This window comes from Pseudomonas sp. 22189 (assembly GCF_052045635.1).
GTDB lineage: Bacteria > Pseudomonadota > Gammaproteobacteria > Pseudomonadales > Pseudomonadaceae > Aquipseudomonas > Aquipseudomonas parakoreensis.
Genome location: NZ_JBQEPG010000023.1, coordinates 76,886 through 89,506, shown reverse-complemented (window position 1 = coordinate 89,506; position 12,621 = coordinate 76,886). Strand labels below are relative to the sequence as shown.

Here is a 12,621-nt window from a genome sequence, read left to right as displayed (position 1 = left end):
GGCAGTTGGAGATTGGTCGGCTGGGAGGTCACCATCACTGGCAGGCCAGCTCCCACAGAGAGATTGGGTGCAGGCAGTTAGAGATTGGTCGGCTGTCAGGCCGCCATCACTGGCAAGCCAGCTCCCACAGTTGGATTGAGTGCAGGCAGTTGGAGATTGGTCGGCTGGGAGGTCACCATCACTGGCCGGCCAGCTCCCACAGAGAGATTGGGTGCAGGCAGTTAGAGATTGGTCGGCTGTCAGGCCGCCATCGCTGGCAAGCCAGCTCCCACAGTTGGATTGAGTGCAGGCAGTTGGAGATTGGTCGGCTGGGAGGTCACCATCACTGGCAGGCCAGCTCCCACAGAGAGATTGGGTGCAGGCAGTTAGAGATTGGTCGGCTGTCAGGCCGCCATCGCTGGCAAGCCAGCTCCCACAGTGGGATTGGGTGCAGGCAGTTGGAGATTGGTCGGCTGTCAGGCCGCCTTCGCGAGCAAGCTCGCTCCCACAGTGGATTGGGTGTGGGCTGTTGGAGTTGGTCGGCTGGGAGGTCACCACCACTGGCAGGCCAGCTCCCACAGTTGGATTGAGTGCAGGCAGTTGGTGATTGGTCGGCTTTCAGGCCGCCATCGCGAGCAGGCTCACCCCCTACAGCAAAGCAAAAGCCGACCGCAGGCTCTTCACCACTCAATGGCCGAGTGTCAGCTCGCCGAAAGCTCTTGATCTTGACTCACCGGCCCGTCGGCAGGCTGAGCGGAGGGATTGATCCGGGGGTGGGAGCGAAGCGACCGTTCGACGAAGTCGAACACATCGAGAGGAGGTGCAGCGAAGCAAACCGGAGGCGATGCGCCCGGATCGATACCGGAGCGAAGGAACCCCGAGCTTTAGCGAGCGGGCCGAACGTCAGGGCACAGACCTTTGGTTCCTTTGGGGCGTTTGCCAAAGGGACTCGCTGTAAGAGCGAAACCGTCAGCGGCAGCACCCGAAGCAACGGATATTCACACAGAACCCAACAGCCTGGTCGGCCCAAAGGCCGCCAAGGTCAAACCACATCAACCCCCACATGAATCGCATCATGCCGCCAAAACTCCAGATCACAATCAATCAACCGCTCATGCTGATCATAATTGACCCGAGCAATCCGTAACCCCGGACTCCCGACAGACACGCGCAAAGCCGCCGCCGCATCCACCGACAACGACGTCGGCACAATCTCGAACCGCACCCGCCCATAGCGCAAATCGTAATGCCGCGCATACAACTCGGTCATCGACTGATTCAAATCAAACCCCAGAATCCCCGGAAAATACTGCGGATTCAGATAGTGCTCCACATACAGCACCAGCCGCCCGTCAATCCGCCGCGACCGACAAATCTGAATCACGCTCGACAAAGCAGGCAACTGCAACAACGCACACACCGCCACCGACGCCGGCTGCAACCGCGCCGAAATCACCTCGGTCGACGGCACCCGCCCCTGTGCACTGACCATCGCGTGAAAGTGACTGCGCTGCATCAGGTTGTACGCCAGACGCGGCGGCGAAACGAACCAGCCACGGCGCTCCTCGCGATAAATCTGCCCCTGCGCCTCCAGCTGCAACAACGCCTCACGCACCGTGATGCGCGTGGTGCCGAACAACTCACTGAGCTTGCGCTCGGCCGGCAGCTTGCTGCCCGGCGCCAACAGGCCATGATCGAGCTGCTCCTGCAGCACCTGGCCGATGGCTGTCACCGCTTTTGTTGCCTCATCGCGCATCAACGTTACCTATCTGGACTAGACCAGCACTGTTTCGGGGCAAAAACCGTACGGCCTGCAAGCCGTTTCCATGTCTTGCAAGCCTAGGCAGTGCAGATGACCGAGAGATGACAAACCCGCCCGACGGTCGCCTTCATGACTTGCAATACATCGGCCAAGTGCCTTGTCTGCCGGGGCTTTGACCTTGGTCTACGCTTAGCGGGCAAGCGCCGAAACCGGGCAAATAAAAGGCCTGCCGGGCGACCGCCGACATCAAAGTGTCATCCAGCCCGCTTAAATTGGCTCAGGTATTGCTGACCTAGACCAACACAAACCGCAATCGCAGCGTTGAACACGACCAAGGAGCTTCGGAATGAAACAGCTTTTCCTGGCAACACTGTTAGGCTCGACCATTGCAATGTGCACCGCCGCCATGGCGGCCGACACCGATCTGAAAACCCTCGAAGCCGCTGCGAAAGCGGAAGGCGCCGTCAACAGCGTCGGCATGCCCGATGACTGGGCCAACTGGAAAGGCACCTGGGAAGACCTGGCCAAGACCTACGGCCTGAAACACATTGACACCGACATGAGCTCGGCCCAGGAAATCGCCAAGTTCGCCGCTGAAAAAGACAACGCCACCGCCGACATTGGCGACGTTGGCGCCGCCTTCGGCCCGATCGCGGTCAAGCAGGGCGTGGTGCAACCGTACAAACCGAGCACCTGGGATCAGGTGCCGGCCTGGGCCAAGGACAAGGACGGCAACTGGGCACTGGCCTACACCGGCACCATCGCCTTCATCGTCAACAAGAAGCTGCTGCACGGTTCCGAAGTACCGACCAAATGGGCTGACCTCAAGGGTGGCAAATACAAGGTTTCCATCGGTGACGTGAGCACCGCCGCGCAAGCCGCCAACGGCGTACTGGCCGCTGCCCTGGCCAACGGTGGCGACGAGAAGAACCTCCAGCCGGCCCTGCTGCTGTTTGCAGACATCGCCAAGCAAGGTCGCCTGTCGATGGCCAATCCGACCATCGCCACCATGGAAAAAGGCGAGATCGAAGTCGGCGTGGTCTGGGACTTCAACGGCCTGAGTTATAAGGCCAAGATGGCCAACCCGGATGACTACGTGGTGCTGATCCCGTCCGACGGCTCGGTGATTTCCGGCTACACCACCATCATCAACAAGTACGCAAAAAACCCGAACGCCGCCAAGCTGACCCGCGAATACATCTTCAGCGACGCCGGCCAGACCAACCTGGCGCGCGGCAACGCCCGTCCGATCCGTGCCGAACATCTGCAACTGCCGGAAGACGTGAAGGCCAAGCTGCTGCCAAACGAGCAGTACAAGAAGGTCACGCCAATCAAGGACGCCGACGCGTGGGAAAAAACCTCCAAGGCCCTGCCGCAGAAGTGGAACGAAGAAGTCATCGTCGAGATGAAGTAATCCTTCATCTGTAGGAGCTGCCGCAGGCTGCGATCTTTTGATCTTGCTTTTAAAAGGCAGAGTCAAAAGATCGCAGCCTGCGGCAGCTCCTACATTGAACGATCCAAGTTTTGTTTTCGGAGTTTTTGCCCCTATGAAGCACAACGTCATCCTTGTCGTGCTCGACGGTCTCAACTACGAGGTCGCGCGTCACGCCATGGGGCATCTGCAGGCTTACGTTGGCGCAGGACGCGCCGCACTCTATCAGTTGGAGTGCGAGTTGCCGGCCCTGTCCCGACCGCTTTACGAATGCATCCTCACCGGCGTGCCGCCGATCGACAGTGGCATCGTCCACAACAACGTCGCGCGTCTGTCCAACCAGCGCAGCATCTATCACTACGCCCGCGACGCCGGCCTGAAAACCGCCGCAGCGGCCTATCACTGGGTCAGCGAGCTGTATAACCGCTCGCCGTTCGTCGTGGCCCGCGACCGGCACACCGAAAATCTGTCATTGCCGATCCAGCACGGCCATTTCTACTGGAGCGATCACTACCCGGATTCGCACCTGTTTGCCGACGCGGAAAACCTGCGCCTGCGCCATGCGCCGAACTTTCTGCTGATTCACCCGATGAACATCGACGACGCCGGCCACAAGCACGGCCTCGACTCCACGCAATACCGCAATAGCGCACGCTCGGCGGACATCATCCTCGCCGACTACCTGCAAGGCTGGCTCGATGCGGGCTATCAGGTACTGGTTACCGCCGACCACGGCATGAACAACGACCGCTCGCACAACGGCCTGTTACCGGAAGAGCGGCAGGTGCCGCTGTTCGTTTTCGGTGACGCCTTCAGCTTCAATATTGATGCCGCGCCGAAACAAACCGAGATCTGCGGCACCGTCTGCGAACTGCTCGGCGCCCCCCACGACAAACCTGTATGCCGGGAGCTGCTCAAGTGAATGCCATGACTCGCGGCAAATGGCAGGCAGCCCTGTGCCTGGTGCCGTTCGCCCTGTTCTTTATCGTGTTCGAAATCGCCCCGCTGGTCTGGGTGATGATCAACAGCCTGCAATCGGAAGAATTCGGCTGGGGCTTCGCCAACTTCAGCAAGATCTTCAGTTCCAAGTTCTATCTGCAGGCGATTCAGTACAGCCTGGAGATCAGTTTCTGGTCGAGTGTGTTCGGCATCATCATCGCCGTGCTCGGCGCGTACTCATTGCGTCGGGTCGACTCGAAACTGCGCAACTTCGTGAATGCCTTCGCCAACATGACCAGCAACTTCGCCGGCGTGCCCCTGGCCTTCGCGTTCATCATCCTGCTCGGCTTCAACGGCAGCATCACGATCATGCTCAAGCAGGCCGGGATCATTCAGGACTTCAACCTGTACTCGAAAACCGGCCTGATCATCCTCTATACCTACTTCCAGATTCCCCTCGGCGTGCTGCTGCTCTACCCGGCCTTCGACGCCTTGCGTGAAGACTGGCGCGAATCCGCTGCGCTGCTCGGCGCCAACGGCTGGCAGTTCTGGCGGCATATTGGTCTGCCGGTGCTGACTCCGGCACTGCTCGGTACATTTGTGATCCTGCTGGCCAACGCTCTCGGCGCCTACGCCACGGTGTACGCCTTGACCACCGGTAACTTCAACGTGCTGCCGATCCGCATCGCGGCAATGGTTTCCGGGGATATTTCCCTCGATCCGAATCTGGCCAGCGCCCTGGCCGTGGTGCTGGTGGCGTTGATGACCCTCGTCACCGTCGTGCATCAATTGCTGCTGAAGAGGAGCTACCATGTCTCGCGCTGAATCCGGCCCGGCCGGCGTCTACCACCGCGTCGTGGTTTATTTGCTGTTCGCGATCCTGCTGCTGCCGCTGGTGGGCACGCTGATCTATTCGATCGCCAGCAGCTGGTCGGCGACCATCCTGCCCAGCGGTTTCACCTTCAAGTGGTACCTCCAGCTGTGGAGCGATCCGCGCTTTCTGCATGCTTTCGGCCAGTCGCTGCTGGTGTGCGTGGGCGCGCTGGTGCTGTCGGTGGTGCTGATCCTGCCGTTGCTGTTCGTGGTGCATTACCACTTCCCGAAACTCGATGCGCTGATGAACATCCTGATCCTGCTGCCCTTCGCGGTGCCGCCAGTGGTGTCGTCGGTAGGCCTGTTGCAACTGTACGGTTCGGGGCCGCTGGCGATGGTCGGTACGCCGTGGATCCTGATCGGTTGCTACTTCACCGTGGCGCTGCCGTTCATGTACCGGGCGATCACCAACAACCTGCAGGCGATCAACCTGCGCGACCTGATGGACGCCGCGCAACTGCTCGGCGCCAGCACCTTTCAGGCCGCGTTTCTGGTGGTACTGCCGAACCTGCGCAAAGGCCTGATGGTCGCGCTGCTGCTGTCGTTCTCGTTCCTGTTCGGGGAATTCGTGTTCGCCAACATCCTCGTCGGCACGCGCTACGAAACCCTGCAGGTGTACCTGAACAACATGCGCAACAGCAGCGGCCACTTCACCAGTGCGCTGGTGATCTCGTACTTCTTTTTCGTGCTGGTCCTGACCTGGATCGCCAACATCTTGAACAAGGACAAAAGCGAATGAGCTACGTCAGCGTCCAACACCTGCAGAAAAACTACGCGGGCACCACGGTGTTCAGCGACATCAACTGCGAAATCAACAAAGGCGAGTTCGTCACCCTGCTCGGCCCGTCCGGTTGCGGCAAGTCCACCCTGCTGCGTTGTATCGCCGGGCTGACGCCGGTGGATGGCGGCAAGATCCTCCTTGATGGCGTCGACATCGTGCCGCTGAGCCCGCAGAAACGCGGGATCGGCATGGTGTTCCAGAGCTACGCGCTGTTCCCCAACATGACCGTCGAGCAGAACGTCGCCTTCGGCCTGCGTATGCAGAAGGTCAATCCTGACGACAGTCACAAACGCGTCAGCGAAGTGTTGAAAATGGTTGAACTGCACGACTTCGCCAGCCGCTATCCGCATCAGTTGTCCGGTGGCCAATGCCAGCGTGTCGCCCTCGCCCGCTCCTTGGTCACCCGCCCACGCCTGTTGTTGCTGGATGAACCGCTGTCGGCGCTGGATGCGCGAATCCGCAAACACCTGCGCGAACAGATCCGCCAGATCCAGCGCGAACTCGGCCTGACCACCATCTTCGTCACCCACGACCAGGAAGAAGCGCTGACCATGTCCGACCGGATTTTCCTGATGAACCAGGGAAAGATCGTGCAAAGCGGAGACGCCGAAACCCTCTACACCGCACCGGTCGATGTGTTCGCCGCCGGCTTCATCGGCAACTACAACCTGCTCGACGCCGACAGTGCCTCAAAGCTGTTGCAACGGCCGATCAGCCACCGCATCGCGATTCGCCCGGAAGCCATCGAACTGAGCCTCAATGGCGAACTCGACGCGCAGATCCGCAGCCACAGCCTGCTCGGCAACGTGATCCGCTACCGGGTCGAAGCACGCGGCGTGGAACTGCTGGTCGACGTGCTCAACCGCTCGGCGGCGGATCTGCATCCCGACGGTCAGCGTCTGGCGCTTTCCATCGATCCGACGGCCCTGTGTGAGGTAGCCTGATGACTTTGCTGACGTTGAAGAGAGAACTGCACTGATGGCCCTGGCAATTTTTGATCTGGACGAAACCCTGATCCACGGCGACTGCGCCACCCTCTGGAGCGAGCAGATGGGGCGCCTGGGCTGGGTCGATCCCGAGTCGTTCATGCGCAAGAACAACGAGCTGATGGACGCCTACAGCCATGGCAAATTGCGCATGGAAGAATTCATGGCGTTCAGCCTCGAGCCGATGATCGGGCGTACCCCGGAAGAGCTCGAGCACCTGGTCGGCCCATGGGTCGAAGACTTTATCGAACCGATCATCTTCAGCGACGCGACCAAAACCATCGCCGCCCATCGCAAGGCCGGTGACCGGATTCTGGTGATCTCGGCCTCGGGCACGCACCTGGTCAAACCGATTGCCGAACGCCTGGGCATCGATGAAATTCTCGGCATCGAACTGGACGTCGCGCACGGCGTTTACACTGGCCAGACCGTCGGCACCCTGACCTACCGCGAAGGCAAGATCACCCGCCTGCTGGAATGGCTGGACGCCGAGGAAGAGAACCTGGAAGGCGCGAGTTTCTATTCAGATTCACGCAATGATCTGCCGTTGCTGCTGAAGGTGGATTTCCCGCATGTGGTGAATCCGGATCCGGTGTTGCTGGAGCACGCCGAAAAAGCCGGCTGGCCGATCCATCTCTGGAAGTAAAAACAACGATCGCAGCCTGCGGCAGCTCCTACAGGGTGTACACCCTCCCACTGTAGGAGCTGCCGCAGGCTGCGATCTTTTGATCTTGCCCTTCCAATCAGCTCAGACTGTCGTCAATCACCAGCACCACTTTCCCCGAAACCGTATTGCTCGCCAGCTCGGCAAACGCCGCCTCGGCGTCTTTCACCGGAAAGGTTTTCGCCAGTTGCGGACTCAACCGCCCCTCGGCAAACAGGGGCCACACATGCTGGCTCAAGTCGCTGAACAGATCGGCCTTGAACTGATCATCGCGACTGCGCAACGTCGAACCAAGCAACTGCACTCGCTTGGCCAGAACCTGCGCCAGGTCCAGTTTCGCCTCACGCCCGCCCATCAGGCCGATCAGCACCCAACGACCGTCCAGCGCCGTCAGCTTGAGGTTGAGCGCGGCGTAATTACCGCCGACCGGATCGAGGATCACGTCAAACGGACCGAAGTCGCGCAGACTCTCCAGGTCATCGCTGCGCACCACCCCGCCCTGGGCGCCCAGCGCTTCACAGTAGGCCAGACGCTCGGGCGAGCCAACGCTGACCCAACAGGGATTGCCAAACGCCTTGCACAGCTGAATGGCGGCTGAACCAATTCCACTCGCGCCAGCATGCAGCAGAACCTTCTCGCCCGGTTTCAACGCCGCCAGTTGAAACACGTTGAGCCAGACCGTTGCATAAACCTCGGGTAATGCTGCGGCCTCGATCAACGAAACACCTTCGGGCACCGGCAGCACGTGCCGTCCGTCGACGACCACCTCTTCAGCCATTGCGCCCCCGGCCAGCAACGCGCAGACCCGGTCGCCGACCTGCCAGGACGAGCCGGCGCCGACTTCGCTGATCACCCCGGAGCACTCAAGACCGAGCACCTGACTGGCACCGGGCGGCGGTGGATAAAGCCCGGCTTTCTGTAATAAATCGGCGCGATTGAGGCCGGCTGCCGCCACACGAATGCGCACTTGTCCTACATCACATGCCGGACTCGGCTCTTCAACCCATGCCACTTGACCTTCAACGCCTTGCAATGCCTTCACAGTGCCTCCATAGTGAGTCTGGACTGAGCCCGAAGCTGTAGCGCCGGGCTTTTTGCATTATGCGACCGGCTCTCGTAGAACCGGCGACTTCAAAGACGGCCTAATATGCGTTATCAATTGTCCCCGCGTCGAATCAGCATGAAGCATTTGCTCCCCAGCACCGCCCTCGCTCTTTTCATCGGTATCGGCTTGTTGCCGATGTCGGGCAAAACCTTCGCAGCCAACAGCTGGGACAACTTGCAGCCTGATCGCGACGAAGTGATCGCCAGTCTCAACGTCGTCGAGTTGCTCAAGCGTCACCACTACAGCAAGCCGCCGCTCGACGATGCGCGCTCGGTGATCATCTACGACAGCTACATCAAGCTGCTGGACCCGTCGCGCAGCTATTTCATGGCCAGCGACATCGCCGAATTCGACAAGTGGAAGACCCAGTTCGACGACTTCCTCAAAAGCGGCGACCTCAACGCCGGGTTCACCATCTACAAGCGCTATCTGGATCGCGTCAAGGCGCGTCTGGACTTCGCCATTGCGGAGCTGAACAAGGGCGTCGACAAGATGGATTTCACCACCAAGGAGACCCTGCTGATCGATCGCAAGGACGCCCCTTGGCTCAAATCCACCGCTGAACTCGACGACCTGTGGCGCAAACGCGTCAAGGACGAAGTGCTGCGGCAGAAGATTGCCGGCAAGGATTCCAAGCAGATCCAGGAAACCCTGACCAAGCGCTACAAGAATCAGTTGGCGCGCCTCGATCAGACCCGCGCGGAAGACATCTTCCAAGCGTACATCAACACCTTCGCCATGTCCTACGACCCGCACACCAACTATCTGTCGCCGGATAACGCGGAGAACTTCGACATCAACATGAGCCTGTCCCTGGAGGGCATCGGCGCCGTGTTGCAGAGCGACAACGATCAAGTGAAAGTCGTACGTCTGGTGCCGGCAGGCCCGGCCGACAAGACCAAACAGGTCGCACCGGCCGACAAGATCATCGGCGTTGCCCAGGGCAACAAAGAGATGGTCGACGTGGTGGGCTGGCGTCTGGACGAAGTGGTCAAGCTGATCCGCGGCCCGAAAGGCACCGTGGTGCGCCTGGAAGTGATTCCGGCGAGCAATGCGCCGAACGACCAGACCAGCAAGATCGTGCCGATCACTCGCGAAGCGGTGAAGCTTGAAGACCAGGCGGTGAAAAAGTCCGTGCTGAACCTGAAACAGGACGGCAAGGACTACAAGCTCGGCGTCATTGAGATCCCGGCTTTCTACCTCGACTTCAAGGCGTTCCGTGCCGGTGATCCGGATTACAAGAGCACCACCCGTGACGTCAAGAAACTGCTGACCGAACTGCAGAAAGAGAAAGTCGACGGCGTGGTCATCGACCTGCGCAACAACGGCGGCGGCTCCCTGCAGGAAGCCACCGAACTGACCAGCCTGTTCATCGACAAGGGCCCGACCGTCCTCGTGCGTAATGCCGATGGCCGCGTCGATGTCCTCGAAGATGAAAACCCGGGCGCGTTCTACAAAGGCCCGATGGCACTGCTGGTCAACCGCCTGTCCGCGTCGGCTTCGGAGATCTTCGCCGGCGCCATGCAGGACTACCATCGCGCATTGATCATCGGTGGCCAGACCTTCGGCAAAGGCACCGTACAGACCATTCAGCCGCTGAACCATGGCGAACTGAAACTGACCCTGGCCAAGTTCTACCGGGTTTCCGGGCAGAGCACCCAGCATCAGGGCGTACTGCCGGACATCGACTACCCGTCGATCATCGACACCAAGGAAATCGGCGAAAGTGCCCTGCCGGAAGCCATGCCGTGGGACACCATCAAGGCGGCAATCAAGCCGGCCTCCGATCCGTTCAAACCGTTCCTCGCGCAGCTCAAGTCCGAGCACGACGCACGCAGCGCCAAAGACGCCGAGTTCGTGTTCATCCGCGACAAGCTGGCCCTGGCGCAGAAGTTGATGGAAGAAAAAACCGTCAGCCTCAACGAAGCCGATCGTCGTGCCCAGCACGCGGACATCGATGCCAAGCAACTGGCGATGGAAAACATCCGTCGCAAAGCCAAAGGCGAAGAGCCGCTCAAAGAGCTGAAGAAAGAAGATGAAGACGCGCTGGCTGCGGCTGAGCCGGACAAGGTCAAACCAGAAGACGACGCCTACCTGAGCGAAACCGGACGCGTGCTGCTGGATTACCTGAAGCTGAGCAACCAGGTGGCCAAGAAGTAAGATGATGGCAATTTAGTGGTGACGCTCCCCGGAGCGTCATCAAACAGTCATCATTCTGTCGTGAAATAAAGGACTGGGAGCGCCTCTTCAAGCAAGAGCGCTCCCAGTCCTTTTTTTATCGCCAGAGATTGCCATGACCACGACCGAACAGCTGAGTGCCTTGAGCTCGATCCTGACTCAAAGCGGTTTGCACAGCCTGTTCCAGCCGATCATCTGTCTCTCCGAGCGCCGCATTCTCGGCTACGAAGCCCTTACCCGAGGCCCGTCCAACAGCCCGCTACACTCGCCTATCGCGCTGTTTGCCGTGGCGCGTCAGGCCGGCCGCTTGAGCGAACTGGAGATCGCCTGCCGCCAGTCTGCCTGCCGTCGTTTCAACGAGCAGCAATTGCCGGGCAAGCTGTTCCTCAACGTCTCGCCGGAGTCCCTGCTCGAAGCCGCGCACCAACCGGGACGGACCCTGCAACTGCTGCAGGACTTCGGCATTCCACCGAGCCAAGTAGTGATCGAACTCACCGAACAGACGCCGATCGACGATTTCCAGTTGCTGCAAACCGCCCTGCATCACTATCGGGCGATGGGCTTTTCGATTGCGCTGGATGACTTGGGCGCCGGCTATTCGAGCCTGCGTCTGTGGTCAGAACTGCGCCCGGATTACGTGAAGATCGACCGGCACTTTATCGACGGCATTCATCAGGACGCGTTGAAACGAGAGTTCGTCGGCTCGATCCTGCAAATCGCCAAGGCCTCAAGGGCGCAGGTGATTGCCGAGGGGATCGAGTTGCCAGAGGAACTGGCGGTGCTGACCGAAATGGGCGTCGATCTGGTACAGGGTTACCTGCTCGGTCGTCCACAGGAGCATCCGCCCCGCGACGCCCGGGCCTTGATGCCGAAACACGACAGCAGCGCCGTGGCATTGAACGACGAAGGCAGCGACCTCAGCGCCCTGCTCAACGACCAACCGGCGGTGCATCGCGACACACCAACCGCGACGGTGCTGGAGGCCTTCCGCCGCCAGGCCAATCTGAATTCACTGGCAGTGCTCGACGAACAGGGCCAGCCGTGCGGCATCGTCCATCGCCATTCGTTGTCCGACGCGCTGCTCAAACCGTTCGCCACCGACCTGTTCGCACGCAAACCGATCAGCCGCCTGATGAACGACGACTTCCTCGCCGTGGAAATGAGCCAGTCGCTGCAACAGGTCAGCCGCCTGATCACCAGCCGCGCCCGGCAGCGCATCGAAGAAGATTTCATCATCACCCTCAACGGCGGCTATCTCGGCCTCGGTCGGGTGATCGACGTGCTCAAACTGATCACCGAATTGAAAATCCAGCAGGCACGCTACGCCAACCCGCTGACCCTGCTGCCCGGCAACGTACCGATCCAGCAATGCCTGACCCGCCTGCTGCAACAGGGCCGCGAGTCGATCATCTGCTACGTCGACATCGACAGCTTCAAACCCTTCAACGACATCTACGGCTACGGCCGTGGCGACGAAGTCCTGCTGTGCCTGGCGCAATGCCTGAACGAACGCGTCGACCCGTCCCGCGACTTCGTCGGCCACATCGGCGGCGACGACTTCCTGCTGGTGCTCGGCCCGGAAGACTGGCGCAAACGCCTCAATCAACTACTCGACGACTTCCAGAGCCAATGCCGCCGTTTCTATCGCCCGGAGCATCTTGAGGCTGGCTGCTTCATCGCGCCGAATCGCCAAGGGACTCGGCAGGAGTATCCGTTGTTGTCACTCTCCATCGGCGTCGTCCACTTGCACCCCGCAGCCTGCGCAGAACTGGATGCCAGCCAACTCGCGGAAATGGCTTCGCAGGCGAAGCATCATGCGAAGAATGTTCCGGGGTATAGCGTGCATGTGATTGAAAGTATGGATGCTCTACCGTTTACCGAAGCCCTCGTTTCTGGCCATCGTTGATGTTTTCAAATAATCG

10 protein-coding genes are annotated in these 12,621 nt (G+C 60.1%); 8 read left to right on the top strand and 2 right to left on the bottom strand.

Annotated features, from left to right (window positions below; translation table 11 throughout):
• Positions 1-1,021: 1,021 nt before the first annotated feature.
• Positions 1,022-1,735 carry a UTRA domain-containing protein gene (locus tag ACTJKS_RS22020; protein ID WP_007965348.1) on the bottom strand — a complete coding sequence of 238 codons (714 nt, stop codon included), beginning with the start codon at positions 1,733-1,735 and terminating at the stop codon, positions 1,022-1,024.
• 352 nt (positions 1,736-2,087) lie between these two features.
• Here ACTJKS_RS22020 and ACTJKS_RS22015 point away from each other — a divergent pair, with 352 nt between their 5' ends.
• From ACTJKS_RS22015 to ACTJKS_RS21990, 6 genes are all read left to right on the top strand, one after another.
• On the top strand, positions 2,088-3,155 hold the full coding sequence (locus tag ACTJKS_RS22015) for an ABC transporter substrate-binding protein (RefSeq protein ID WP_041071914.1): 1,068 nt from the start codon (positions 2,088-2,090) through the stop codon (positions 3,153-3,155).
• Positions 3,156-3,288: 133 nt separating this feature from the next.
• Positions 3,289-4,095 (top strand): alkaline phosphatase family protein, encoded by an 807-nt coding sequence (locus ACTJKS_RS22010; protein ID WP_047292932.1) that lies wholly within the window; start codon positions 3,289-3,291, stop codon positions 4,093-4,095.
• Positions 4,096-4,100: 5 nt separating this feature from the next.
• Positions 4,101-4,937, top strand: a complete 837-nt coding sequence (locus ACTJKS_RS22005; protein WP_262948089.1) for an ABC transporter permease — start codon at positions 4,101-4,103, stop codon at positions 4,935-4,937.
• A complete protein-coding gene (locus ACTJKS_RS22000; RefSeq protein ID WP_007965346.1) occupies positions 4,924-5,724 on the top strand; it encodes an ABC transporter permease in 801 nt (266 codons plus the stop codon). Before ACTJKS_RS22005 ends, ACTJKS_RS22000 begins: the two co-directional genes overlap by 14 nt.
• On the top strand, positions 5,721-6,710 hold the full coding sequence (locus ACTJKS_RS21995) for an ABC transporter ATP-binding protein (protein WP_262948051.1): 990 nt from the start codon (positions 5,721-5,723) through the stop codon (positions 6,708-6,710). The genes ACTJKS_RS22000 and ACTJKS_RS21995 overlap by 4 nt, the downstream gene beginning before the upstream one ends.
• A 34-nt stretch (positions 6,711-6,744) precedes the next feature.
• A complete protein-coding gene (locus ACTJKS_RS21990; RefSeq protein ID WP_108182112.1) occupies positions 6,745-7,398 on the top strand; it encodes an HAD family hydrolase in 654 nt (217 codons plus the stop codon).
• 97 nt (positions 7,399-7,495) lie between these two features.
• Here the strand turns inward: ACTJKS_RS21990 and ACTJKS_RS21985 are convergent, their stop codons facing one another.
• Positions 7,496-8,458, bottom strand: a complete 963-nt coding sequence (locus ACTJKS_RS21985) for a zinc-binding dehydrogenase (protein ID WP_262948052.1) — start codon at positions 8,456-8,458, stop codon at positions 7,496-7,498.
• Between the two features lie 138 nt (positions 8,459-8,596).
• Between ACTJKS_RS21985 and ACTJKS_RS21980 the strand changes: the two genes are divergently transcribed.
• Entirely contained in the window at positions 8,597-10,681 is a 2,085-nt protein-coding gene (locus ACTJKS_RS21980; protein WP_161794910.1) for a carboxy terminal-processing peptidase, read from the top strand.
• Between the two features lie 133 nt (positions 10,682-10,814).
• The gene (locus ACTJKS_RS21975; RefSeq protein WP_262948053.1) at positions 10,815-12,605 is read left to right on the top strand and encodes a bifunctional diguanylate cyclase/phosphodiesterase; all 1,791 of its coding nucleotides are present in this window, start codon (positions 10,815-10,817) and stop codon (positions 12,603-12,605) included.
• The last annotated feature ends 16 nt before the right edge of the window (positions 12,606-12,621 follow it).